The organism is Vibrio coralliilyticus ATCC BAA-450 (assembly GCF_000176135.1).
GTDB lineage: Bacteria > Pseudomonadota > Gammaproteobacteria > Enterobacterales > Vibrionaceae > Vibrio > Vibrio coralliilyticus.
Genome location: NZ_ACZN01000018.1, coordinates 557,112 through 580,299, shown reverse-complemented (window position 1 = coordinate 580,299; position 23,188 = coordinate 557,112). Strand labels below are relative to the sequence as shown.

Genomic DNA, 23,188 nt, shown 5'->3' with positions numbered 1-23,188 from the left:
TGAGCTTTAACGCTACAAGGAAAGGATTATGAAACTATTACCTATTGCCAGCGCACTTTCCGTTGCCATCCTGTCAACCAGTACATTAGCCGCCACTTCTCCCGTCGAATTTTATGGCTACATGCGTGGTGGTGTCGGGCTGAGTAATGAGGGCGGTTCTAACAGCAAGTGGGAGGTAAACAAAGTCGGTCGTCTTGGAAACGAAGATGATCTGTATGGTGAATTTGGCCTGAAAAAAGAAGTGTATGCAGAAGACGATGTGTCATTCGTTGTTGACTCGATGCTTAAATACTGGGAAGGGCAAGACCAAAACTCCAAAGATCGCAGTGTTGAGTTAGCACAGCTGAACGTTCAGGCAACAGGTTTATTTGAAGATAAAGACATCACTATCTGGGCGGGTGAACGTTACTACCAGCGTCACGATGTTCATATCGTAGATAACTACTACTGGGATGTCAGCGGTATCGGTGGTGGTGTTGAACACATTAATATGGGGCCGGGTAAGCTGTCCGTTGCGCTTCTACAAGATACTGTGGCTGGCGATCTAGATGACGGTCAGGAAACGACGGCTGTTATTGCCGATGTTCGATACGCTGGTATCCCAATGTGGGAAAACGCAGATCTGGAAGTGGGCTTGGATTATCACGCAGGTAACGAACGTAGTGGTCAGTCTCTGGATGCTGACAACAGCCTGATGTTTACGGCAAGCCTTCAACAATCATTAGACAATGGTTTCAACAAAACAATCCTACAGTTAGCGAACTCTGGTTACGCGGAGCAAATGACGACATTTGGTCATGGTAATGGTCTGGTTCGTGATGCTGCAAACAACGATGCGAAAGGTTACCGCCTGATCAACTGGGGTGTCGTTTCTGTCGGAGACAAAATTGAATTTGGTCACTCCATTCGCTATGCCGCAGCTACAGATGTGGATGGCACCGCGACGGATGATTCCACACTCAGCGTTGTGGTTCGCCCGCTATACAAATGGACAGATAGAATGCGTACCATTCTGGAAATTGGTGGTTTCTCAGAAAAGATCAATAACGTAGACAGTGCGGGCAGCAAGTTTACTGTTGCACAGGCTTGGGTACCTAAAGCGGGCTTTTGGTCTCGACCTGAGATTCGCGTATTCGCTACATATCTGAATGATGCAGAAAATGATAATGCTTTTGGTACTGGTAAAGACACAGAAATCAGTGTTGGTATGCAGGTAGAAGCTTGGTGGTAAGCGCTTCGTAATCGACTGATTTTTCTTGCTGGGCGGGATCGAGTTATCCCGCCTAAACTCTTCAAGGTAGCTCTTCTCAGATTTCACTTCTTTCTTGATAACACATCATTGCTGTACCATTAGTTTTTCGCTAAGTCGCAATAAAATAAGATTTATCCTTTCAGCCAATAGGAATTCAATGGAACGTTTTATTGTATTTACAGGTGGGCCCGGATCAGGGAAAACATCGGTAATTGAACACCTGCAAAATCTGGGGTACAAGACCGCTGACGAAATTGGTCGACGAGTGATTCAACAACAGGTTGAGAGCGGTGGCAATGCCCTTCCATGGTTGGATAAAACCGCTTTTCGTGACGCCATGGTTTCAGAAGAAGTCGACAAGTATCGTCGAATCGGTGTTGGGGAAGAGTTCGTATTTTTCGATCGAAGTATTGTCGATAGTTACGGTTATAGCTTATTAGAGGACTTGGCCCTCACTGAGAGTCTCACGCAGCACTGCAATCAACTCAGGCACAATCTACAGGTGTTTGTTTTCCCTCCTTGGAAAGAGATATTTTCCAACGATGCGGAAAGGAAGCAAGACTTTGCTGAAGCCGTGGCCACTTATGAAAAAATGCGCGAAGCGTATCAATTGTTTGGCTACACCTTAACGGAAGTACCGAAAGGTAGCATTGAGCAACGATCACGATTTGTTCTTGAGGCGCTAAGCTCTCGTTAACCTCAATCTATAAGTGACTGAAGAGATAAGTATGACTTACGAGCAGTTTAATCAGTTTTGTTCTGAGCTTCCCGCGACTACCCATATCGTGCAATGGGGGGATTCTCATGTTTGGAAGGTGGGAGGAAAGGTATTTGCTATCGGCGGTTGGGGCAAATCGGACAAACCCGCCTTTACGTTTAAAACCTCCCCGCTAAATTTTGATTTTCTCAGCGATCATGACGGGTATATTCCTGCGCCTTACTTTGCGAACCGAGGAATGAAATGGATTCAGCAAGTGGAAACGTCAGGTGAACTCGATGAAGAGCTGGAGTACTACCTGCGAGAGTCTTATCGGCTGGTGGCTTCAGGTTTGAGTAAACGTAAGCAAAGTGAACTTGGGTTGAATCTGGAAGCGAAAAGTTAGCATCCTGTCATTTCCTTTCTCCAATCTATACTTTGTTTCTCGCGGTTGTTAGGATCCGCATTCGCGGCTGCACATGGATACAACTTACGAATTAAGTGACTCATTATGAATGTAGAAAATGTGCTTCCTGAAAATTTCGCAGAGATGCTGGATGTTTGGGAAAACTCAGTCCGAGCGACTCATGACTTCATAACAGAAGAAGATATTGAGTTTTTTAAACCTATTATCATTGAAGAAGCTTTTCCGGCCGTCACACTGAAGTGTATAAAAAACGAAACCGGCAACATTCTCGGCTTTGTGGGTGTTCATGAAGCAAAAGTAGAAATGCTGTTTGTGTTAGACGCCGCGAGAGGCAAGGGAGTGGGGAAAGCATTATTGCAATATGCCATTAAGCATCTTGGTGTAAACAAAGTAGATGTGAATGAGCAAAACCCAATGGCGGTCGACTTTTATAAACACATGGGGTTCCATGTTGAGTCGCGCTCGCCTGTTGATGATATGGGAAAACCATTTCCAATTTTGCATATGACGCTCTAAGTCTCGGTTTGTCGTCACTCAATCTGTTAGAAGAAACGCTCAAAGCTAATAACTTTGAGCGTTTCCGTATATATTCATTATTTACAGTGACTTATATAGCCTAAGTGATAGGTTATTTACGCAATTTAATTTTCATATAAGGAACCTAATGGCTGTTTTAAAGATTCTTACCGCACCAGACCCAAAGCTAAAGATAAAAGCTGAAAAAGTATCGGACATTCAATCCGTTCAGACCCTAATCGATGACATGCTGGAAACGCTCTACGCGACAAGTAATGGAATTGGTTTGGCGGCAACTCAAGTGGGCCACCGTGAGGCTATCGTGATTATTGATCTGTCGGAGAGCCGAGATCAGCCACTGATATTAGTGAATCCAGAAGTAGTAGAGGGTAAGAATCGAGCGATGGGACAAGAAGGGTGTTTATCCGTCCCGGATTATTATGCTGATGTTGAGCGTTACACATCCGTTGTCGTTGAAGCTCTAGATAGACACGGCGAACCTGTGAGGATTGAAAGTGATGATTTTCTTGCGATTGTCATGCAGCATGAAATTGATCACTTGGCAGGTAATCTGTTTATCGACTATCTTTCTCCATTAAAGCAGCGTATGGCATTGAAAAAAGTGAAAAAACACATCAAAACAATGGCAAGCTAAACATGACAAAATGATAAATACTGGGAGTGTACTTAATGCAGCCTTTTGAATGTGTGTCATTTCTTTTAGTGGATAATAACCAAATACTGCTGGAAAAGAGATCGATACATAAAGCGAGTGACCCTGGCTTAACCTGTATTCCCGGTGGACATATAGAAGATGGCGAAACTCAGCCACAAGCTCTGTGCCGTGAGCTAAAAGAAGAATTGGATATTACCGCCAATAAGTATCACTACTTGTGTTCTTTGTACCATCCCACCTCTGAGCTACAGCTACTGCATTATTACGTGGTGACTGAGTGGCAAGGTGAGATTAAAGCACTGGAAGCGGAAAGCGTAAGTTGGAAAAAGCTTGAATCAGATTCAGTTTCGATTGAGGCCGATAAGCGAGCGATAGAAGAATTCAAACGAGTGAATCATCATCTTTGTTAGTGACTTGAGAGGGGGGACTATGAACCAAGCTGAGGCATTGTTACCTCTCTTCTGGCGTGAATCCCATGAAGAGCTGCGTGAGCTTAAAAATATAGACGAAACGGTGCAGGCTAGTGACCGGTATGAAGCGTGGTTAAATGAAAAACGTCCGCTCACGTTTTGCGATATTCAAGATACGCATTGGATTAAATCCTGCACTGGCGGCTACATAACGGAAGTCGTCTTTCATGCTGATGGAACGTTAGAAGAGTACCGTTTGTTTGACCGATTTCCGACTCAAGGTCATTGGCAACTGCACGACGGTATTCTGCACGTGGAAATTTATAAAGCGGAGAACCGCTACAAATTTGCCGTAGTAGGCTGCCAAGCCGTCAATATTCATTCCGCCATCGAATACAAAAACGGTGAGCTACACTCATATCTCAAGCTCGCTCAGGTTAAGCCAAACTAGTGTTTTAGAGGTAGAGGAATCTTCCCTATGTCAAAAGGCCTCATTCTACTGACTTCTGCCGTATTCTTTTTCTATGGTCTGGCGTTCGCTTTTGCCCCAGTCAGCATGCTTAGCCATGCGACCGGTGGGTATGCGACATCCGCATCTATGTTAGTTGACATGCGGGCAACCTATGGGGGCATGTCTGTCGGTGTCGCGCTTATCCTGTTCCTGCTTTCGCAAAAACCATCAACACTCGCCACTGGCTTGCTGGCCGTCATTTTTGTCAATGCGAGTATGGCAACAGGGAGAATCATCGGCTTGGTGAGTGATGGTGAAGCTAACAGCACGATGCATTTCTATCTCATGTTGGAAGTTGGAGTGTCGCTGCTTGCCCTGTATCTGTTTAAATCGGAAAAAGCTGGGGGCTGATATGCCAATAGCACATTGTACAATCTCGCCAGATTTGGTTTTCAAGGTAGAGACTGGTGAAGTTATGGAACGCTGGGGCAGTTTGTCTGAGCAGCCTACCACAGATATGACTATTAATTTTGTTCGGGCGAATCGACAAGAGGGGAGGCCGTACCTAATCATTGCCAACCTTTTCTTACCGTCAGTCTGGTCAGAAAAATCAGTGAGCGCGCTACAGTTGGGGTTGGCTAAAGCCCTATCGGAGAGTTTTTCTGTCGAGTCCCAAAACGTATTGGTTATGACAACGATTTTAAGTTCAGGCTTCGTGGTGGAAAATGGACGCGAAGTGACTTGGTAACGTCGCGCCCAGATTTTAATCTTCGTTATGAAGTTAGTTCTTCATATTAAGAATGAGTACCGCTGCTAACGCTAGAAAGGCGGTCATCATCAGGAAGACATCGTTGTAGGCCATGATCGCGGCGTCGCGTTGCATTGTACTGAGTAAACTGGCTTCAGCTTGCATCATGGCTGTTGCGGCGTCACTTCCAGATTGCATAAAGAAGGCTTGCTGCTGGTGCAGCGTGTCCCAACCTAATGTACTCACCGACGGCAGAGATTCTTTAATATGTGCGAGGTGTTCACGGGTTTTGTTGTCGAGCAAGGTCGCAATAATAGCAATGCTAAAAGCACCGCCAAGGTTACGCATAACATTGGTCAGTGTTGAGGCATCTGGAGTGTCAAGCTTGCTGATGTTTTTCATCGCGACCAGAGATAACGGCACCATAATGAACGGGCTGCCAATTGCTCGTAGAATCATCGACAGAATGAGCTGGTGACCACCAAAATCCATCGTCATGTGAGTATTGACGTAGCAACTCAAGCCAAACATCGCGAAGCCAAAGGTAACTAAATACTTAGGTTTGATGATTTGAGTCAGCTTCGGAACCAGCGGAAAGATCAGGAGCTGAGGAAAGCCCATCCACATCAGGACTTCACCAATCTCCATCGCGTTGTATTGCTGGATCTGAGTTAGGTAGAGAGGCAGTACATAGATTGAACCTAGTAAGGCCATGCCCAAAATCAGATAAGCAATACACGACATGGCAAATTGCCCATCACGCAGTAATCTCAAGTTCACTAGTGGTTTCTTGTGCTGTAACTCATTGATAACGAAGTACACTAAACTCACGGCGGAGATAATGCTTAGCGTAATGATAAAGCTAGAGCTGAACCACTCTTCACGGTTTCCTTCTTCCAATACTACTTCGAGGCAGCCCAAACCTAACGCCATAGTCACAATGCCGAACCAATCGGCTTTTTTGAGGGTATTTAGATTTAGCTTCTCGTCATCCAAACCATAGCGAATCATTGTAATCACCAGAAGCGCTGGTGGAATGTTGATATAAAAGATGTAATGCCAGGAAAGATTTTCTGTGAGCCAGCCACCAAACGTTGGACCAATGGACGGAGCAAACGTAGCGGTAACACCGAACAACGCCATACCGACGGCTCGCTTGTTAATCGGAAGTAGCTGAATAACCAGAGAGAAGGCGAGAGGAATTAATGCACCGCCACTAAACCCTTGCATTGCACGGAAGACGATCATCGAGGTCATGTTCCATGAGAAGGAACAAAGCAGTGATGACAGTGTGAAGATTGCTGTAGTCCAAGTCAGGTAACGACGCTTGCCTAGGGCTTTAGACAACCAGCCACTGAGTGGAATAGCAATCATTTCTGCGACTAAATAGGACGTCGAAATCCATGAGCTCTCATCCAGAGTCGCAGACAACGCACCTTGTATGTCTTTCAGTGACGAGTTGGTGATCTGTATGTCGAGAATGGCCATGAAGGCACCAATCAAACCACCAAATAAAGCGATCCAGTGGCGTGTTGGCACTTCATTCTCTTGAGCTGAAGGTGCGTTTAAGGTTGCTTCCGACATGGATTAACCTCTTGTGTCTATGGTTGCCACAACCGATAACCCCGGTAGCAGTCGGCCTTTCAACGCTTGTTGGTCAGGGATGGTGATCTTAACTGGTACTCGCTGGACGATCTTGGTGAAGTTACCCGTCGCGTTCTCCGGAGGTAGTAGCGCAAACTTAGCCCCTGTTGCTGGCGAAAAGCTGTCTACGATGCCTTCTAATGGTTGCCCCGGAAAGGCATCCAGCTCTATCTCAACTTTTTGCCCCTGATGAATGCCACTCAATTGAGTTTCTTTGAAGTTCGCTTCTATCCAGACGTCACTTGTCGGTACCAAGCTCATTAATGGTGTACCAGCTTGAACCAACAGACCTTCACGTACACTGCGCTTGCCTACGATACCATCTACCGGCGCGTAGATTTTGGTGTAGTCTAGGTTGAGCTGGGCTTGCTCTACGGCTGTTTGAGACTCAACAATGGATGCTTGAGCTTGTTTAATGTCGCTATCGATGACCGCGAGTTGATCGTGAGCGGCAACCAGACTGGCTTTTGCTTCATCTAGTTCGGCCTGAGTAACTTTTTGTTGCGCCAGCATGTTGTCGACTTCATCTTGCGAAGCGTAATTGCGTTTAAGAAGGCTACGCGAGCGTTGTACTTGCTGAACAGCGCGGTCATATTCTGCTTTTGCTGAATCTACGCGGCTTTCTGCTTGATGGATTTGACTTTGCTGCAAGGTTTGCTGCGCTTTCAAATTTTCAACGCTGGACTGTGTGACGGTAAGGTGCGCCTTCGCTTGTTCGAGAGCAGTGCGGTAGTCACGGTCATCAATTTGGACTAACAGATCGCCCTTTTTGACTTTTTGGTTGTCACTGACAAAAGAGTGTTCAATGTAGCCAGCCACTTTAGGGCTAATCGTAGTGATCTCTCCCTGAAGGTAGGCATTGTCGGTGGATTCGAAATACTGACCGTATCCAAACCAGTACCCACCGCCCAGTAGCCCTAGTGACAGCATAATGGCTGTCGCGATAAGAGGGGCTTTTCTGGATTTTGCTGGCTTAGTCTCGGTATGTGTATTCGTCATTATTTTTCTCGTATTCAGTTTTCGTCTTCGGCAGATGTTACAAATTGTAAATGATTTGAATTGATTGATAAGATAGGAAAAAAGAGAAACACTGTTGCAAAAATTTAACTAATGAAGGCGTGAGGTGATGAGATGGATTTGAATGCGATTGCTGTTTTCGCACAAGTTGTTGATTGTGGGAGTTTTACTCATGCAGCGGATGCACTGAATATGACCAAGTCAACTGTGAGCCGAAAGTTAGTTGAGCTGGAAAAGCATCTAGGCGTGCGCTTGATCACGCGTTCAACGAGAAGTTTAGTGTTAACACCGGAAGGTGAGCGGTTTTATCAATCCAGCCTGCAAATGCTGGAGATTATGAATCAGGCTGAGCTTGAAGTATCTGCCAATCAGGATTTGATTCGCGGGCCTTTAAACGTGGTGTTGCCAGTAGAGTTAGGCCATCAAATCATGGGCTCATACATCAATGCGTTTTTAAAAGAGTACCCAAGTGTGACGATTAACCTTGAATTGTCGAATCGAGAAGTCGATATCATCGCAGAAGGCATTGACTTGTATGCGCAAATTGGTGAGTTAGAAGACTCTGCTTTGGTTTCTCGCCCACTGACGAAATCCCAGCGCGTACTGGTTGCCAGCCCAGAATATCTTGAGGAGCATGGAGGAATTGAGTCTCATCGTGACTTAATTCCACCGCATCAAATGGTTGAGGTATTTAACCGCGCGGTGAGGTTGCCTAAGTGGCATCTGATTCCGGAAGACGGAGACTCCTTGCAAATTGACCTGCCACACCGATTACGAGTCAACACCATTACCGCCTGTCTGAAAGCCTGTCTGGACGGGCTTGGCATCGCAGTATTACCTGAATTCATTTGCCGAGAGCACTTTGCCAGCGGGCGACTTATTCAACTGCTTCCTGAGTATCAAATGCCAGAAGTGCTTGTGAGTTTGGTCTACGCAGATAGGCAACTCATGCCGAAGCGTAAAAAGGTCTTTATCGACTTTTTATTAGAGGCATTCAGCAAAGACCTTGCTGCACGCGGGTGAGCCAAATTCGCAAGCCTCTGTTATATCTGCTGGACTAGACTCTATTTAGAAGGATTGATAAAGGTAAGGTCTGCGAATGAGGTTGAAGCCTTGGCTTGTTAGTGTGGTACTACTGATGGTTACTTCAGTTTCCTACGCCAGTGATAGTAAACGAATTAAAATAGTTAGTCAGGAATGGCTTGGATACACCAATAGCGACGGCACAGGCCTTTACTGGGAGATCGTTAAAGCCGTTTTCCAACCTTTGAATGTTTCCCTTACCCTAGAAGTATTGCCATGGAAACGAGCCAAGCATCTTGTCCGAAAACAGGAAGCCAGCGCTTATTTGGGCGATTACTTTTATCCAAACGCGGATGCGTTTCTATATCCACAGTGGCACCTTAGTGTGGAAGAAGATGTAATTGTTGTGTTTGCTCGAGGCTCGCTTGATTGGGAAGAGCAGCAGCTTTCATCATTGGTAAATAAGAAGGTCGCTTGGGTTCGGGGTTATGGCTTTGAGAAGGGCTTCCTTAAAGATATTCCGCTTGAATTGGTAGAGGTAGACAGCGCCGAGCAAGGGATGAAACTTCTAAAAAAGGGCAGAGTGAGCGCTCTAATAGATTATCCATCAAGCATGGCTAGTTCAGAATTGTTAGCGACAGACGCGTTTGTTACTGAAGTTGCCAAGAAAGGGGAGAAACTTTACGTCGTATTTTCTAACACCGAGTCATCAAACACACTCATTGAGATGTTTGATACCCATATGCCACAACTTATCCAGTCTGGTGAACTAAAACAAATTTATCTTACTCATGGTCAAGATTATGAGGCTTACATGTCATCGATTGGGGAGTGAGTACAAATAAGTAGAAATTGCCCCAGAGGGGACTGAGGCAATCAAAATGTATATGTGGCTACTATATTGTTGTCGCCTTCAATTCACCCACAGAAAGATCGCAAGACTTCATCATGGCTAAATTAGTCTCCCACGCGTTTGCATCTAACTTAACTAGAGAGCTAGATAAAAATGTGGAGTAGATAACTAAACTAGTATCCACAACGGATAACCCTAGCTTGGTCATTTCTCGGGAGATATCCGCACATGCTGTGTTCATATCTTGGATACCGTCGCGGTTTAGGCTTCCTGATGCAAAAGCCGTCAGGTAGGTTTTGTCATTCAACCGTTTTACGCTAGGCAGTTCACCGATCAAACTACTGACTGAAACTTTATTGCTGTCATTAAGTTTGTAGAGTTCGGTATCAAGAACGCGGTGATAATCCCTATTTCGCTTAAACTCACCAAACACTGCTTCCTTAGCTTTGGCGTAACTTTCAAAGCAATTCTTGCCTTTGATGGCATTTGGTTGGCCCGAAGAGTCCTTACCACATACATGGTAAGGGTATATCGCGCTGATTCTTGGAGCGTCGAATCTAACTGACCATATACCTACGGTTGCCAATTTTTCCGCTTCCCAGTCGGTTTTTTCGTCCTTCGGAAGTTTCATCTTCAGCGTATAGGTATCACCGACAGACCAGCTGTCCATTCTAAGCCCGAGCGTTTTCGTTTCAATCAAGCTTTCTGAAAATGCATTCGCTATCGCTTTATCTATTGCCGCAGATTTGTCTGACACAGATTGCTTGTTCAGAGACGTAATCAAACTTGATGTTGGTGACACGATAGAAACAGCGCCAATGGCTATATCTAACGCTTTGGCTGAACTAAAACTGGTATCTTCATTTCCAGTGAAGCTGTAATCGAGCGTAGCGTGAGTGATGTTTTGTGGAACAAGGAATAGTGGCTCAGTAGTATGGTCATCAATGATATAGCGTTCCCAACGAGAGCCGACTTCACTAGAGCTTGTTTCATCAATACTGAGCAGAGACACGGTTGTTTTGTAAACGCCAAGGTCAACTTTGGCAGAGGCATTTAATGTGACGCGCTTGGGGAAGAAAAAACGAGTTAGCCCCCATCGCTTCTTGTATTCGAGGTCTTTAATCACACAGCTTTTATCTTGGCTACAAGTGTCATTGTCATAGGCCGTATATATCAGCAACTTTGTATAAAGACCGTTTAAAGGTATTCGCTCATTTTGTTCGTTAACTGATTTTGACGTATCAATGAATCTGACGGTGTTCAGAAATATGTCGACGTCATGACCACTTGCGGAAATAGGGTTAGGCGTTAGAGGAGCACTCTCTTGTCCATTCTTTTGAGATGTAGGGTTCTGAGGTTCATTTATTTGAGCAGATTTTTGTGCATAGTCGGAACTGGCGCATCCATAGACGAATACCGACAGCATGAGAACTCGTAGAATTGCGAACATAACATGGTCCAGCTTATCATTAACCAAAAGACACCTAAGGCATAGTGCGGTTAATGGTATATGTCAATGGTTGCGCATTTTTTGTGTGAATAAATTGCTACCGAGTAGGGCAGGGCTCTTGCTAAACCAGTAATAATACCGCGCCGTTGCTAAGCGTTGGCGCGGCACAAAGCTTAAGAGCGTTGTAGAGGATGTGCTGTTGTATGAGTCAGAGCGTTGAGACTGCTGCCTTGCGCAGCGAGAAACTGCTCGAAGTGAGGCAGTAAAGGCCCTAAGGTCTCAGCGACAGATGCTTTGATGGTATCGACAACCACTTGAGTTCCACGGTCAATTTCAATGTTAACTCGGTCGCCAACCAACTTGCTACCCAGCGTCGTCTGTCGTCGGGTCTCGGGAATAAGCCAGACTTCAAACCACTGAGCTTGATGATCGACAGCGGACACGGTCAAGCTGGCACCATTGATGGCGATGTATCCTTTTGCAAACACATAAGAGCTCAAGATTTCAGGGAGCCCAAAACGCAGACGATAATTGCTGTCTATTGCTTCGATTAAGACAACCGGAGCTTGCGCATCGATATGCCCGGACAAAGGATGACCACCAATCTCGGCGCCGTCTTTGGCAGCCCGTTCCACATTGACGAGTGAGCCGACCTGCTCGCGACCGAGAGTCGTAATCTGAATGCTCGGTAGGACAACATCAAAAGACGCTCGGGTGTCACTGATTTGGTCTGTGACCGTTAAGCAGACACCGTCAACGGCTACACTTGCTCCGATGGTTAAGTCCTTACAAAAGTCATCGGCAAACTCAAGCTCAAAGGTTCGAATTCCTCCGCGATCGTCAATCCGTTGGATCGTCGCGATGGAGGAGACAATTCCTGTAAACATAGGCGTTACTCCTTACGATCAGCTGGCTAAAGCGCTGGTGTTTTGTAGTCGATAGGCGACGATGTCTTCGATCGTTAATACCGGCATCCCATGCTCTCGTGCGAACTCAACAATCTGTGGAGCGCGAGCCATGGTGCCATCAGGGTTTGTTACTTCACATAGAACGCCAGAAGGAGCTAAGCCCGCTAGAGTCATTAAGTCGACCGTTCCTTCTGTGTGGCCGCGGCGACTTAAAACGCCACCAGAGCGTGCACGTAAGGGAAATACATGCCCAGGGCGCGCCAAATCCTGCGGCTTTGCATCTGGCGCAATAGCGGTCTGGATAGTGGTGACGCGGTCATGGGCTGAGACGCCGGTGGTAACGCCTTTTTTAGCTTCAATTGAAACTGTGAATGCCGTCTGATTCGCACTGTCGTTACTGCTAACCATAGGCGGTAAATCGAGTTGAGTGGCTTTGTCATCCGTTAAGCACAGGCAGACAATCCCGCTGCATTCTCGAATCATTAGTGCCATTTGCTGGGGTGTGAGATGTTCAGCAGAGTAAATTAAGTCACCTTCATTTTCTCTGTTTTCATCATCAAGTAATAAAACGCCTTGTCCGCGCTTTAGAGCATCAAGAGCCGCGTTGACGCGGTCGATAGGAGTGCCAAATTCGGCAAGTAAAGATGTCTGATTCATGGTGTTTCCTTATCGTTTACCAGAATCAGGGCAATATGGGATAGAAGACAACGCAAAATGCACCAGCGTTTCGCAATGAAACATCTGGTGTGCATCAATTCTCTCTCATCCGGACTATAACCGTCGGCTCTGGCATCTCACCAGATCTGCTGACCTCGACGAATCGAGCGCTCGCGGGCTCATCTTGTTAAAGATATACCGCCGGTGGGGAATTTCGCCCCGCCCTGAGAATAAATATATGTATTAAGTACCCATTGTTATGGGCGGCCTTAGCATAGTGCATTTCGGGATTGCAGGGAATGGAAAAGTGACACAGAGTCTTTAGAGGCCGAGTGAGCAATTTGGACTCTTTCGTAAACAAGGTGCATCTAAGAAATTGGTTCTTGATCTCAAGTTAGGTTGAGGTTTTATCCTGCGTTTTCTTAGTTTCAAGGAGGCCCAGAGATGGGCCATCGCTGAGCACAGGATTTTGATAAGGAGCAACTATGATCCCAAGGAACTCAACATTGCGTGTCGCTCGACCAACGAACGATCTAGATACTCTCACCAATATGTATATTAACGGCTTAGGCTTTGAATTGCTGAGCAGCTTTACCGACCATGAAGGCTTTAGTGGAACCATCATCGGTCATCCAGCTCACCCCTATCATTTAGAATTTACACACCACTACGGCAGCCATGTAGGGCCTGCACCAAGTCAGGATAATTTGCTGGTGTTTTACGTACCCGACGAAAGTGATTGGAAGCGTTGCTGTCAGAATATGCTCGGTGCGGGTTTTCAGAAAGTGACCTCATTCAATCCTTATTGGGAAAACGTTGGATGTACTTTTGAAGACATCGATGGTTACCGCGTTGTATTGCAGCGTCAGGTTTGGGAGGCGTAATGGGCAATTTAGAGCATGTAAAATTAGATCGAGATATGCGAATCGCGATTGTACTTGGCTCGTCAAAGGCAGATGGCAATACACATCAATTCGCTGAAGCTGTTGCTGCGGTTTCCGGGGGGCGCGTGTTTGACTTGTCAGATTATGACATCACATATTACGACTACAAACATCAGAACGAATCCGATGATTTTCTTGAGTTGATGCGTACATTGGTGGATGCAGACCATATAGTTTGGGCGTCCCCTGTGTACTGGTATTCGATGTCAGCTCAGATGAAAGTGTTTTTTGACAGGTTGTCGGACTTGACGGAGAACGACAAGCTTTTAGGTCGGCGATGGGCAGGAAAAAGCATGTCGGTCATTTCTACGGGCTATCAATCTACGTGTCCATCGTGTTTTATTGAACCATTTGTGATGACCGCTCGGTATTTTGATTTAGATTTCAGAGGCCACCAATATCTCTCTATTCAAACGGAAGCTGATCTTACGCATATAGAATCGGCTGCTAGAAAAGCGGCAGCGCATATCAACAGCCAGCAAATTCGTGAGAAAGACGTCAGCGTACAATAACTGTGAAAGCGTTCAATCTGGGCGTTGAAACTTTCGCCCAGATTGAAGCCGAGCTATTCGTAGTCGCTAATGATAAGTGACTGTTAAAACGGGGCCCATTCCCAGTTCGCGGGAGCTGATATCAAGACCATTGAGGCTCTTGGGTACAATGATAAGCCCAGTGTTTTCTCCGTTAAGCCAAGATTGAAGTAAGCCCGAGTTGGTCAAATCGATACGGTAAACACCAGTCTCTTTTGGTGAGAAGGTGGTTAGGTAGTCGCCAGAACCGCCATTATCGTAAATCGATTGCCAGGTCGCCGTCTGCTCATTCCAATTTTGATTGACGCGATACAATTCAAAATTGCCAGTCGAAGCATTGGTCACGTGTAATGCCAATATCACTGAATCGAATTCAACGCCTTCAGGTAATGCAGAGACATCAAACTTCATCAGCGCATTGGTTTTTCCATATTTGGTATCAAGCAAGTCAGCAAGTAAGCCGTCTGCATGATTGTTGAAGCTTTCAGAAGCTTTGCTGGAGGCGATAAAGGTATCGTCGCTGGTTGGTAACGATAATGAGTTAACAGGTGCCTCACAGTCTTTGCGTTCGTTGTAGCTCACGACTAGTGCTGGTGGTGTACCTGTTTCGCTTGAATCAAAGTCAAGGCCATCTGTCGTACCGGCTGACGCGATGACTAGGCCAAAATTGCCATCATGCTCCCATAAGTCGAGTAGGTGGCTGTCGGTTAGATCAACATCGACCGTTCCCGTTGATGATGGTATGAATTGGGTCAGTGTTCTTCCGGCGATTTGTTCACCATCCACTGAATTCCAGGTCGCCGATGAGTCTTTCCACTCCTCTGCAGCGACATGAACGCCATACTCTCCATAAGATTTGTTGGTGACTTGCAATTCAAGCTTAACACCGGCTATATCGACACAAGTTGGAATGGATGAAACGTCAAAGGCCATTAGGCTCATAGTTCGGCCATAGGTAGAATCAGATGCATCGGCGAGCAAGCCATCTTCGTGTCCATCAAAGTTAGTGTCTGGCTGTGATTGTGCGACAAAAACATCTTGTGTGGCGGATAAGCGAATGAACGAAGGGGAGGTATCAGGATCTTGATTTTTAAGTATCGAGAGACGATCCGCGGATTGAACCAATTCCATCGTTTCTCCGACTTCGTTGAGTGACCACCAATTCACGTTCTCTGGTAAACGGAGGCTATCCGCTTCTCTCTCCTCTCTTGTCAGCGTTGAAGCTGAAGTATCAAACTGCGCAGTTCGGACGGTCATGGAGTCTTTCAATACTTGAATGACTTTTACTTGCTGAATACTTGCTGCGTCTAGAGTCCAGCTTTTAGGGTCATTAGCAGAGCGGGCTGCTGCCCCCCAACTGCCTTCACCGATGTACACTGTTCCTCCGGTTGGCGAACTAACAAAGTTGTTACCGTCCGGTTTTAGTTCTCGGGTCGCTTTGGTTAAGTGACTATCTGATTCGACAACGAGATTCATACTGTGCTGGTAAAACAACTCTGCCCACCAGCTAAACAGATCTGGGCTATCAGACTTGGATGAAACGTGAGGAAACATTGGTCTGTGGTATTGTGCCACGCGCCAGATATTCTCTTCGCCATGAGTGGCCAAATCCTGTTCTAGCCATTCGTTCATTTGGGAGGCATAGCTTGACCAGCCACTTTTGCGAAACTGGCTGTTCAGTGTATAGATGCGAAGTAATGGCGAAATGTTAACAACGTTGTAGGTATCAAAAGGATTACACTCGCCATTACCGTCAGCATCGACTCCAAACACTTTACACAGCGTTGAGTAATCGTAATCTTCGTGGTTGCCGTGGGTTGGAATGAATGGGTAGGTACGTTTGTACGCTTTGCCATCTATCTGGTCACTGGAAAAGGTCAATGCCCAATCTTCTAAGTACTGAGCCATTTGCGACGCGCTGTTTTGGCTGGTGTAATCGCCGCCGTGAAGGATGAATAAGGGGCGAACCTTCGCTACTAGCTGATTCCCCATTCTTCGGTTGGTCCACCCTGTGCGAGTATCGCCCCCAGCGATCATGACAAACTCACTATTGTCTATAGGAGCGGTGCGGAACCAAAAGCGCTCACCACAACCTTGTTGGTCACAGACACGATAGTAAACGGGGGAATCCGGCATCAGGTTATCCAATCGGACAAAATAGCTGAGTAAGTCGCCAGCAAATACATGATCGTAGCTAGGTTGTTTGGTTAGCCATGTGGCTTCATCGGTTGACGTTCCATATTGCACATAGGGTTGTTCACTCTCGCCGTTAGGCGAGAATCCAATGACCGCTTCTCGCGCAGGGTCACCGTCCCAGACTACTCGATGATATTGTGTCGCGGCTCCCGCATTCAGGCTCGTGAGCCCGGCTACGGCTAAAAGTGACAATGTTGCAATCCTTCGAATCATAATAAAGTCCATAGTTTATGGGTTAGAGTCGGTCTAAACTGACCATGAAAATTCGACTACCGAGCTTGAGTGACCAAGATTAAAAAGGCGGCATTTCGATAGGGGAGGGTTTTCACTTGGCCATCACGAAAGTCAACGGCGTTTGCCCCTTCGCCCAATCGAGAGTAAAAGCCGCTTAAAGGAATCGAATGGTCTGCTGTCCAATAATCACCTTTGCGCACCCTAGGAAAAAATCCGCCACTGATTTTGGCCTGCCCATTTGGAACCGAGAGGTTAATCAGTGTGGAGAGCTCGTCCGTTGTGGGGACTCGCCAATCACTGCGGCCACACAAGGATTCGGCGTTGGTTCGAGTGACATGGTCGAAACTGTCGCAGCGACCATCGTCAAAGAAACAATCGCCGCGATCTGGGACACCTCGCGTGCCATCAAACCATGAGTACGACCAATACGAATCATGGATGTTTTCAGAGTCTGTTTTTACTTCCCAGAGTAATCCCGTTTTCTTATCCAACACGCAGCTCCAAGGCCCACTCCAGATATCGATTGGTTGACCTCCCATAGTTATCTTTTGCCATCGTGATGGTTGTGGTTCTTCTTGCTCAATAGGGTTGAAGTAAGCGATGACTACTAAGCTTGAAATCAAAGTAGCGAGTATCGACAGTCGTTTGATCATTGTGTTACCTCAAGTGCTAAACGTATGCCTTGAGCATGTCGCGTGTGTGCTATTTGGGAATGGTCAAAAGCGGCAACCCAAAGGCATACACCATCACGTATTGCAATGTCCTGAGCTGATCCTGTATCTAATTTTCGAGCGATTTCGAGTGACCATGCTCCGTTGTTCCACTGCCCAAATGCACGGACATCACCTCGGTCACCTTCAAACTGATTGGAGTTATGTAATACCGAAGGAAGGGTCGTCTTGAGGGGAGATTGCTCAATGTTATGTGAGTAAACCTTAGTGTCGTGCCAGCTCAGGTAAGGAGCGTGATTCGTAGATTGGTTGATAGACGAAAAAGAGCCGGTTAGGTCTGTATTAGGCAGTCGTTTCGGGGTGACGCCATTAGGTGAATACCACTGCCAATTCATGACGTAAGCCCCAGATTCTTTGCCGTCAGTCATATAGCCAGCGGTATAGCGCCTCTTAGCTGGGTCAACTTGCTGAGGAGTAGTGAACGAATTGTCATCCGCCTGATACATGCCATTGGTTCGTACAGCCTTCCAATGCCATAGATCACGAAGGCTGTTATCTGGCGAATAGTGATAACCTTTGCCGTGCCAATTGGCAGGTTTTCCTTCTAGTGGCTTAGGCCCAAGGTGAGCGGTTCCATCGGCGCCTAGGTTGCATGAATTGGAGATCATGATTGCAAGTTTGTCTTCATAGAATTGCTTTTCGTCGAAGCGATAAAAGCCGTCTTCTTGGACTTGCCAACCTTTGTCTGTTTTAACCAAAGGGAGGTGATCCAGACTTTCGGTTGGATCATCCCAAGTGATGTGGAAGAAAATATCCTGCTGGTTCTGGAGCGCTTTGATACTGATGCGAGTATACCCATTTTCAAACCCTTCTCCACCATAGGTTTCTACGTAGGTCGACGGTGTATTTTGCCAAATGGGCTCTTCGGCAATGCCATCAATGTTGATAACTTGCTCTGAAGGTAGGGTTGTGGCCGTCAGCACCGCAGAGGAAGTCAGAAAGATGCCCGCCCAAGGGAGAAGGGTAAGCGTTAATACTGCTAATATTTGCAGTATTTCATGCTTGGTTATTCGAGTTGAAAAGATAGTGAGAAATGTCGCCACACCATATTGGAGAAAGTAACCGCCAGCGTGCAGAAATAAGTAAAGTAGTGCCCCGTGTGCAAGATAAAAGTGAAGCTTGCTTGCATCACCTGCGTAACCGCTAAGTAGCAGCCACCCAGTCACAATTAATGCAGGGAAGAGCACGTAGCTCACTTTAATGAAGCGTTTGTTAAATGCGTTGATGCCTCGACGCTGGCTCGATTTAACACTCGGCTTGAGCTTCCAACGATAAATACAATATGAGAGCGCCAAAGCACTTAACGCAATACCGGAATAGATGTGGATGGAATGCAATTGCCCTTGAGGAAGCCACACCGAGAAGAAAAGCCATTGCGGATGGCTTACTGTTGCAATGCGAAAGCCTGTTAAAAGATTCATCAGAACACACAGCATGGCAAAGCCATGCAGCACGACCCAAAGTAGTGTCCGTTTCATTAACCAGATTGAGCAAGTTGATAAGGGTGAGCCAACTTTAAAGTAAATGATTCAAAAGGATAGGATATGAATCACATATGAATAATGTTTAATATGAATTTCTTGTCGTTGTAACAATTGGGCGATGGGGAACCAGTCAATGCTATCACTCAAAAAGGCGGCCAACATCGCGATTTCCATGCTTGGAATCTTTTAGCTCATGGCTTATCTAGTATCAATAACTTATATGCGCTTGATGGGACAACCTATCAAAGGACGCCAGAACTTTCGTTCCGGCGCCTTCCATTTTAGGCAGTGAGATCAGCGGTTTGTTTATGGTTGGAGAAGGTTTTCCATACCATACGCGGTGTAGATCGTCTGCATGGCTTTTTCTGTTGAGGCGTTAATCTCGCCTATTACTGGGTTTAAACCTGTTCCGTCAACAACCGTTCTAAAAGTACGTTCTTCCGGTATGGTTTCTATCAGTTTCAATATTGCATCAGCAACCATTTGAGGGTTTGGAGCGTCTTCTGCATCGTGGCTCTGCTCAGTCCCTGCCCACATCTGCTCTGGTGCATTGGCATGTTCGCCATAACTTTGTGAAACGGCTGTGTCACTCGACTTGAGTAAATTGGCGCCGAAGTCTGTGCCAAACCCGCCTGGCTGAACAATCAGCGATTGAATTCCAAACTGAGTGAGCTCGGCGCGATAGTTTTCGACCAGACCTTCAACCGCATGCTTTGAAGCGTTATAAGAGCCCAGGAAAGGCAAAACGAACTTACCCAAAATGCTGGATATCTGAATAAGAGTGCCTTGCTGCTGTTTTTTCATATAAGGCAAAACAGCTCGCGTTAGTCTTTGAACACCAAAGACATTGATATCAAACACTTTCTTGAAGTCGTCGATGGTGAAGCTTTCCTGCCAACCCAGAGTTCCGACACCTGCATTGTTTATGAGGATGTCTATTGTTCCTGTTTTTTCTAGGGCATGCTGCACACCTCGAGTCACGCTTTCATCATCGGTAACATCAATGTCAACGATCATGACGCCTTTCGCTGCAAACTCGTTGGCGATGGAAGCATTGCGGCCTTGCGGGTCGCGCATTGTCCCAATAACGGTGTAACCATTGTCACTAAGTGTATTTGCGGTCAGGTAACCGAAGCCTGAATTGACACCTGTAATAAGTACTGTCTGAGTCATAATATGGTTCCTAATATATAGATTGTGTAAGTTGTGGACTGAATAATGAACGATTTACTTGTCCAGCAGCTCTAACATGGCTAAAGCGACACCTGTCGATGATTTGTTGTTCTGACCTGTGACTAGCTCTCGGTCGACAACAATATGTGGCTGCCAATCTTCTGCACCACGAGAGTAGTTGCCGCCTGCTTTTATTAATGCGTCCTGCGGCCAGTAGTACAACTCATCGCCTCCTAGGTAATACTGAGTAGCTACTGTTTCTTCGGAGTTGCTGAATGTGGTCATGTTGTAGTCGTCATAGATCCAACCTTTGGCTGGTTTTGCTCCGGAACCACTCTTCATTTGCGTTTCGAATTCTTTGCTGTTGTCTAGTGACGAAAGGAGAGCCACAGGGCCATGGCAAACCAGCCCAGTAGGTTTTGATTCAGCATTGAAGTAGCGTAAAAAATCACCTAACTGATCGTTGGCAACCAAATCGCCTAATGGTGCGTGACCACCAGGTACAAACACTGCGTCATAATTTTCAATCCCAATTTGTTCAACGCGTGAGAAGCTAAGTACTGGGCTAAGCTCGGAATTTGTTAGTTGGAGTTTGTTCAGTAATGCTTTGTGTGCTTCGTAGTTGGCCTTACTTTCATCTAAGAAGTGGCCAGGAGTATCCGAAACGGGATCAAGCGTTGGTGCTTGTCCTGTTGGTGATGCGAAAGTCAGTGTGTGCCCTGCGTCCAAAAAGATTTTCACCGGTTCCATCAGCTCATTGAGATAGAAACCAGTCTGGTAGTCGTAGCCACCTTTTAACTTCATCTCAGATACGTCAGATAGAACGACTAAGATATTGTCAGCCATGGTTACAGGGCTTGCGATTAAGGCTGCTAGGGTAAGAAGCTTTGGTGTTTTCATGTTGTTCCCTCATTAGATTACGTTGGATTCGAGATAAGAATATGTCTGCCCTATTCATTAATGAAATTAATTGGGGTAATCTAGGTATGAGTATTTTTAATGGGATGTAATGGATGTCAAACATTTCGGATATTGAGCTGAGCCAACTTAGGCTGCTGCAAATTATCTTTGAAACCAAAAATCTTACCCAAGCAGGAGAGCGGGCAGGGCTAACGCAATCGGCTGTGAGTCATACGCTTAAAAAGTTGCGTCACAGTTTTAATGACTCTCTAGTTATCCGCCAGGGTAATAAAATGGTGTTAACACCCAGAGCGGAGTCACTTCAAACATCCTTAGGACGTTGGCTGAACGACTTTGAGAGAAACATTCTTTTCCAAGAAGTATTTGATCCCTTGACGTCTGATCGCACTTTTTACATCGCCACCAGTGATCTGGTTGAACATATCCTCGCCCCCCATTTAAGCCGTCATTTTGGGCGAATAGCACCGAATATCCGGATTGTTTTCAGGAAAATTGAAAAACGAGCATTGGCTAGTCAGATAGAGAGTGGGGAAGTGGATTTTGCGATTAGTGTTATAGACTCAACCCACCCTAACTTAATGGTGAGGACGCTTTATCGAGATGATTTCGTTTCGGTAGTGAGAGCAGGGCACCCATTGTTAAATTCAAAGATAAAGGCTAAGGACTTTTGCCAGTACCCCCATGTTCTCGCTAGCACAGGCAATGATAATCGAGGCATGGTTGATGATGCACTTGAAGGTTTAGGGCTATCACGAGTGATGCAATACAAGGTCGCGAACTTCTCTAGCGCACCATACATTGTCGAATCAAGCGATGCGATCCTGACCGCGCCCAGAACGTTTGTCGATTTGATTGCAGGTAAGTTTAATGTGTCGTCTTTTACGCCCCCTGTTGAGCTTGAAAGCTACGCCATGAAAATGTACTGGCATATCAAAAATAAAGACGATCAGGCTAACCGATGGTTTAGAGAGCAAATTGCGGAGATTACCGCAGCAGCAGAATGACTAATGAACGCGGCTGATCGTTAGTTTGCATATCGTGACAGTAAAACTGGTACGCTATAGAGAGGTTTTATGATTCAGGTGGTCTCTCAATAGGAAGGCCATCTTAAATGGGGGATTCACTGATTTATTTTGGTCATTCTCTTTTTCAATTCTCTTTGAAGAGTGTTGATAGCGTAAGGCTTCATTGTTTTCCAGTTCTGACACTCTTCACGTGTTCGAGCGCACCCCAAACACCAACCTTTTGGACCTGAAAAGTCACACACATCAATACACGGGCTTTTTTGTTTCTTCATATCATCCCTTACTTACATGTAGCGGTTCGGTCATAGTCTCTGTAGTACTTTCTCAATGCTGGCTTCCAGCATTCGAAGGCGATTGAACTCTTCAAATAGCCTCTGTTCGAGATTTTTAAAGTTCAGAGGCAGCGTACGCTGGCAAATACCATAGCTATTATCCAGAGCTTTATAACCTTTCCAGCCTTGGATTCGCTCACCTTCTAGCTCCATTAACTGGCGAATAAATTCAGATTGAGATGGGCAATCTTCCTCAGCGTGAACGCATACCGGAAACTGTTTTTGCTTGATCTGCGGTGCTTCGATGAAGGTCTCAAAATGGACACCGCCTTGGTTGTGATTGAACCAATTTTCTTTGTAAAGCTGAAGGTAATTTCCGCGATTGTAAATTTCCCAGCCGTCATCAAACCAGCTTGCTTGCTGGAGCATTTTCTCAAGGTTACGGAAGACACCTTTAACATCTTTCATCGGTTGATTCTCTTGTTTTACTTCGATAGCAGATACAAAGCTCAGTGCGTTATGGGGGAGAGCCTTGTATCTGAAATAAACTATACTCCCCCATAGTATAAAATACTACCCCCCAGTATAATGCAAGTGCTACATTATCAGGTAGAATCTCGCCACTGAATAAAGGGAGTGAGTAAGCCATGTCACACATAGCGAAAGATCAAAAGAAGCTCAAGGCACGGGTTAGCAAGATACAAGGTCAGGTAAACGGCTTAAAAAAAATGTTGGATGAAGAGCATGAGTGCCAGAATGTGCTCCAGCAAATAGCAGCGATTCGTGGGGCGGTGAATGGCCTGATGCGTGAAGTGATCAAAGGCCATCTACTGGAGCATGTTGTGCGTGAAGAAGATACTAAGCAGAGAGAAGAAGATATGGAGATCGTGTTGAAAGTGTTGGATTCCTACATCAAATAATCTTGCTCAAACGATCCCATTGAAGCTTT

General features: G+C 45.9%; 27 protein-coding genes and 1 riboswitch. Of the genes, 15 read left to right on the top strand and 12 right to left on the bottom strand.

Features of this window, described 5'->3' with window-relative positions; genetic code table 11:
- The first annotated feature begins 28 nt into the window (after positions 1–28).
- The 9 genes from lamB to VIC_RS21970 all read left to right on the top strand — a co-directional run bounded on the left by lamB (position 29) and on the right by VIC_RS21970 (position 5,177).
- Positions 29–1,231: a maltoporin LamB gene (gene lamB / locus VIC_RS22010; RefSeq protein ID WP_006962570.1), complete on the top strand. Its 1,203-nt coding sequence runs from the start codon at positions 29–31 to the stop codon at positions 1,229–1,231.
- 178 nt (positions 1,232–1,409) lie between these two features.
- Positions 1,410–1,949 (top strand): AAA family ATPase, encoded by a 540-nt coding sequence (locus tag VIC_RS22005; RefSeq protein ID WP_006962569.1) that lies wholly within the window; start codon positions 1,410–1,412, stop codon positions 1,947–1,949.
- A gap of 31 nt (positions 1,950–1,980) precedes the next feature.
- Positions 1,981–2,355, top strand: coding sequence for an MmcQ/YjbR family DNA-binding protein (locus VIC_RS22000; RefSeq protein WP_038510982.1), 375 nt, complete (start codon positions 1,981–1,983; stop codon positions 2,353–2,355).
- Positions 2,356–2,460: 105 nt separating this feature from the next.
- The gene (locus VIC_RS21995; protein ID WP_006962567.1) at positions 2,461–2,892 is read left to right on the top strand and encodes a GNAT family N-acetyltransferase; all 432 of its coding nucleotides are present in this window, start codon (positions 2,461–2,463) and stop codon (positions 2,890–2,892) included.
- A 148-nt stretch (positions 2,893–3,040) separates the two neighbouring features.
- Positions 3,041–3,547: a peptide deformylase gene (gene def, locus VIC_RS21990; protein WP_006962566.1), complete on the top strand. Its 507-nt coding sequence runs from the start codon at positions 3,041–3,043 to the stop codon at positions 3,545–3,547.
- Between the two features lie 35 nt (positions 3,548–3,582).
- A complete protein-coding gene (locus tag VIC_RS21985) occupies positions 3,583–3,978 on the top strand; it encodes an NUDIX domain-containing protein (protein ID WP_006962565.1) in 396 nt (131 codons plus the stop codon).
- A 19-nt stretch (positions 3,979–3,997) separates the two neighbouring features.
- A complete protein-coding gene (locus VIC_RS21980; protein ID WP_006962564.1) occupies positions 3,998–4,429 on the top strand; it encodes a hypothetical protein in 432 nt (143 codons plus the stop codon).
- Positions 4,430–4,456: 27 nt separating this feature from the next.
- The gene (locus VIC_RS21975; RefSeq protein ID WP_006962563.1) at positions 4,457–4,840 is read left to right on the top strand and encodes a DUF4345 domain-containing protein; all 384 of its coding nucleotides are present in this window, start codon (positions 4,457–4,459) and stop codon (positions 4,838–4,840) included.
- Position 4,841: 1 nt separating this feature from the next.
- On the top strand, positions 4,842–5,177 hold the full coding sequence (locus tag VIC_RS21970; RefSeq protein WP_039952503.1) for a hypothetical protein: 336 nt from the start codon (positions 4,842–4,844) through the stop codon (positions 5,175–5,177).
- A gap of 33 nt (positions 5,178–5,210) precedes the next feature.
- Here the strand turns inward: VIC_RS21970 and VIC_RS21965 are convergent, their stop codons facing one another.
- Entirely contained in the window at positions 5,211–6,761 is a 1,551-nt protein-coding gene (locus VIC_RS21965; protein WP_006962561.1) for a DHA2 family efflux MFS transporter permease subunit, read from the bottom strand.
- Positions 6,762–6,764: 3 nt separating this feature from the next.
- A complete protein-coding gene (locus VIC_RS21960; protein WP_006962560.1) occupies positions 6,765–7,820 on the bottom strand; it encodes an HlyD family secretion protein in 1,056 nt (351 codons plus the stop codon).
- A 132-nt stretch (positions 7,821–7,952) separates the two neighbouring features.
- On the opposite strand from VIC_RS21960, the gene VIC_RS21955 reads away from it, so the two are divergent.
- Both VIC_RS21955 and VIC_RS21950 read left to right on the top strand, forming a co-directional pair.
- Positions 7,953–8,861, top strand: a complete 909-nt coding sequence (locus tag VIC_RS21955) for a LysR family transcriptional regulator (RefSeq protein ID WP_006962559.1) — start codon at positions 7,953–7,955, stop codon at positions 8,859–8,861.
- A 76-nt stretch (positions 8,862–8,937) separates the two neighbouring features.
- A complete protein-coding gene (locus VIC_RS21950) occupies positions 8,938–9,696 on the top strand; it encodes a substrate-binding periplasmic protein (protein ID WP_006962558.1) in 759 nt (252 codons plus the stop codon).
- 61 nt (positions 9,697–9,757) lie between these two features.
- Here the strand turns inward: VIC_RS21950 and VIC_RS21945 are convergent, their stop codons facing one another.
- The 3 genes from VIC_RS21945 to ribB form a co-directional block, all read right to left on the bottom strand.
- A complete protein-coding gene (locus VIC_RS21945) occupies positions 9,758–11,164 on the bottom strand; it encodes a hypothetical protein (RefSeq protein ID WP_006962557.1) in 1,407 nt (468 codons plus the stop codon).
- A 173-nt stretch (positions 11,165–11,337) separates the two neighbouring features.
- The gene (locus VIC_RS21940; protein ID WP_006962556.1) at positions 11,338–12,051 is read right to left on the bottom strand and encodes a riboflavin synthase; all 714 of its coding nucleotides are present in this window, start codon (positions 12,049–12,051) and stop codon (positions 11,338–11,340) included.
- Between the two features lie 18 nt (positions 12,052–12,069).
- Positions 12,070–12,729, bottom strand: coding sequence for a 3,4-dihydroxy-2-butanone-4-phosphate synthase (ribB, locus tag VIC_RS21935; RefSeq protein ID WP_006962555.1), 660 nt, complete (start codon positions 12,727–12,729; stop codon positions 12,070–12,072).
- 93 nt (positions 12,730–12,822) lie between these two features.
- Positions 12,823–12,965, bottom strand: a riboswitch (FMN riboswitch).
- A gap of 249 nt (positions 12,966–13,214) precedes the next feature.
- Here ribB and VIC_RS21930 point away from each other — a divergent pair.
- Together VIC_RS21930 and VIC_RS21925 are read left to right on the top strand one after the other, a co-directional pair.
- Positions 13,215–13,613, top strand: a complete 399-nt coding sequence (locus VIC_RS21930; protein WP_006962554.1) for a VOC family protein — start codon at positions 13,215–13,217, stop codon at positions 13,611–13,613.
- A complete protein-coding gene (locus tag VIC_RS21925) occupies positions 13,613–14,185 on the top strand; it encodes a flavodoxin family protein (RefSeq protein WP_021456819.1) in 573 nt (190 codons plus the stop codon). Before VIC_RS21930 ends, VIC_RS21925 begins: the two co-directional genes overlap by 1 nt.
- A gap of 66 nt (positions 14,186–14,251) precedes the next feature.
- On the opposite strand, the gene VIC_RS21920 is transcribed toward VIC_RS21925, so the two are convergent.
- The 5 genes from VIC_RS21920 to VIC_RS21900 all read right to left on the bottom strand — a co-directional run bounded on the left by VIC_RS21920 (position 14,252) and on the right by VIC_RS21900 (position 20,921).
- Positions 14,252–16,612 (bottom strand): DNRLRE domain-containing protein, encoded by a 2,361-nt coding sequence (locus tag VIC_RS21920; RefSeq protein WP_006962552.1) that lies wholly within the window; start codon positions 16,610–16,612, stop codon positions 14,252–14,254.
- Between the two features lie 56 nt (positions 16,613–16,668).
- The gene (locus VIC_RS21915; protein ID WP_019274642.1) at positions 16,669–17,286 is read right to left on the bottom strand and encodes an Lcl C-terminal domain-containing protein; all 618 of its coding nucleotides are present in this window, start codon (positions 17,284–17,286) and stop codon (positions 16,669–16,671) included.
- Positions 17,283–18,842 (bottom strand): ethylbenzene dehydrogenase-related protein, encoded by a 1,560-nt coding sequence (locus VIC_RS21910; protein ID WP_039952501.1) that lies wholly within the window; start codon positions 18,840–18,842, stop codon positions 17,283–17,285. The genes VIC_RS21915 and VIC_RS21910 overlap by 4 nt, the downstream gene beginning before the upstream one ends.
- Before the next feature lie 312 nt (positions 18,843–19,154).
- A complete protein-coding gene (locus tag VIC_RS21905) occupies positions 19,155–20,021 on the bottom strand; it encodes an SDR family oxidoreductase (RefSeq protein WP_006962548.1) in 867 nt (288 codons plus the stop codon).
- 54 nt (positions 20,022–20,075) lie between these two features.
- Positions 20,076–20,921, bottom strand: a complete 846-nt coding sequence (locus VIC_RS21900; protein ID WP_006962547.1) for a type 1 glutamine amidotransferase domain-containing protein — start codon at positions 20,919–20,921, stop codon at positions 20,076–20,078.
- Between the two features lie 113 nt (positions 20,922–21,034).
- Between VIC_RS21900 and VIC_RS21895 the strand changes: the two genes are divergently transcribed.
- Positions 21,035–21,946: a LysR family transcriptional regulator gene (locus tag VIC_RS21895; RefSeq protein WP_006962546.1), complete on the top strand. Its 912-nt coding sequence runs from the start codon at positions 21,035–21,037 to the stop codon at positions 21,944–21,946.
- A 116-nt stretch (positions 21,947–22,062) separates the two neighbouring features.
- Here the strand turns inward: VIC_RS21895 and VIC_RS26450 are convergent, their stop codons facing one another.
- Positions 22,063–22,239 (bottom strand): DUF1289 domain-containing protein, encoded by a 177-nt coding sequence (locus tag VIC_RS26450; RefSeq protein WP_006962545.1) that lies wholly within the window; start codon positions 22,237–22,239, stop codon positions 22,063–22,065.
- A gap of 30 nt (positions 22,240–22,269) precedes the next feature.
- Positions 22,270–22,707, bottom strand: coding sequence for a hypothetical protein (locus VIC_RS21890; protein WP_006962544.1), 438 nt, complete (start codon positions 22,705–22,707; stop codon positions 22,270–22,272).
- A 179-nt stretch (positions 22,708–22,886) separates the two neighbouring features.
- Here VIC_RS21890 and rcnR point away from each other — a divergent pair, with 179 nt between their 5' ends.
- Positions 22,887–23,159 (top strand): Ni(II)/Co(II)-binding transcriptional repressor RcnR, encoded by a 273-nt coding sequence (gene rcnR / locus VIC_RS21885; RefSeq protein WP_006962543.1) that lies wholly within the window; start codon positions 22,887–22,889, stop codon positions 23,157–23,159.
- Positions 23,160–23,188 lie beyond the last annotated feature (29 nt).

Coding starts and splice junctions, on each gene's coding strand:
- def (WP_006962566.1), top strand. CDS start 3,041: ATGGCTGTTTTAAAGATTCTTACCGCACCAGACCCAAAGCTAAAGATA.
- VIC_RS21900 (WP_006962547.1), bottom strand. CDS start 20,921: ATGAAAACACCAAAGCTTCTTACCCTAGCAGCCTTAATCGCAAGCCCT.
- VIC_RS21970 (WP_039952503.1), top strand. CDS start 4,842: ATGCCAATAGCACATTGTACAATCTCGCCAGATTTGGTTTTCAAGGTA.
- VIC_RS26450 (WP_006962545.1), bottom strand. CDS start 22,239: ATGAAGAAACAAAAAAGCCCGTGTATTGATGTGTGTGACTTTTCAGGT.
- rcnR (WP_006962543.1), top strand. CDS start 22,887: ATGTCACACATAGCGAAAGATCAAAAGAAGCTCAAGGCACGGGTTAGC.
- VIC_RS21985 (WP_006962565.1), top strand. CDS start 3,583: ATGCAGCCTTTTGAATGTGTGTCATTTCTTTTAGTGGATAATAACCAA.
- VIC_RS21925 (WP_021456819.1), top strand. CDS start 13,613: ATGGGCAATTTAGAGCATGTAAAATTAGATCGAGATATGCGAATCGCG.
- VIC_RS21890 (WP_006962544.1), bottom strand. CDS start 22,707: ATGAAAGATGTTAAAGGTGTCTTCCGTAACCTTGAGAAAATGCTCCAG.
- VIC_RS22000 (WP_038510982.1), top strand. CDS start 1,981: ATGACTTACGAGCAGTTTAATCAGTTTTGTTCTGAGCTTCCCGCGACT.
- VIC_RS21955 (WP_006962559.1), top strand. CDS start 7,953: ATGGATTTGAATGCGATTGCTGTTTTCGCACAAGTTGTTGATTGTGGG.
- VIC_RS21940 (WP_006962556.1), bottom strand. CDS start 12,051: ATGTTTACAGGAATTGTCTCCTCCATCGCGACGATCCAACGGATTGAC.
- VIC_RS21980 (WP_006962564.1), top strand. CDS start 3,998: ATGAACCAAGCTGAGGCATTGTTACCTCTCTTCTGGCGTGAATCCCAT.
- VIC_RS21910 (WP_039952501.1), bottom strand. CDS start 18,842: ATGAAACGGACACTACTTTGGGTCGTGCTGCATGGCTTTGCCATGCTG.
- VIC_RS22005 (WP_006962569.1), top strand. CDS start 1,410: ATGGAACGTTTTATTGTATTTACAGGTGGGCCCGGATCAGGGAAAACA.
- VIC_RS21950 (WP_006962558.1), top strand. CDS start 8,938: ATGAGGTTGAAGCCTTGGCTTGTTAGTGTGGTACTACTGATGGTTACT.
- VIC_RS21975 (WP_006962563.1), top strand. CDS start 4,457: ATGTCAAAAGGCCTCATTCTACTGACTTCTGCCGTATTCTTTTTCTAT.
- VIC_RS21895 (WP_006962546.1), top strand. CDS start 21,035: ATGTCAAACATTTCGGATATTGAGCTGAGCCAACTTAGGCTGCTGCAA.
- VIC_RS21905 (WP_006962548.1), bottom strand. CDS start 20,021: ATGACTCAGACAGTACTTATTACAGGTGTCAATTCAGGCTTCGGTTAC.
- VIC_RS21915 (WP_019274642.1), bottom strand. CDS start 17,286: ATGATCAAACGACTGTCGATACTCGCTACTTTGATTTCAAGCTTAGTA.
- VIC_RS21945 (WP_006962557.1), bottom strand. CDS start 11,164: ATGTTCGCAATTCTACGAGTTCTCATGCTGTCGGTATTCGTCTATGGA.
- VIC_RS21960 (WP_006962560.1), bottom strand. CDS start 7,820: ATGACGAATACACATACCGAGACTAAGCCAGCAAAATCCAGAAAAGCC.
- ribB (WP_006962555.1), bottom strand. CDS start 12,729: ATGAATCAGACATCTTTACTTGCCGAATTTGGCACTCCTATCGACCGC.
- VIC_RS21930 (WP_006962554.1), top strand. CDS start 13,215: ATGATCCCAAGGAACTCAACATTGCGTGTCGCTCGACCAACGAACGAT.
- VIC_RS21920 (WP_006962552.1), bottom strand. CDS start 16,612: ATGATTCGAAGGATTGCAACATTGTCACTTTTAGCCGTAGCCGGGCTC.
- VIC_RS21965 (WP_006962561.1), bottom strand. CDS start 6,761: ATGTCGGAAGCAACCTTAAACGCACCTTCAGCTCAAGAGAATGAAGTG.
- VIC_RS21995 (WP_006962567.1), top strand. CDS start 2,461: ATGAATGTAGAAAATGTGCTTCCTGAAAATTTCGCAGAGATGCTGGAT.
- lamB (WP_006962570.1), top strand. CDS start 29: ATGAAACTATTACCTATTGCCAGCGCACTTTCCGTTGCCATCCTGTCA.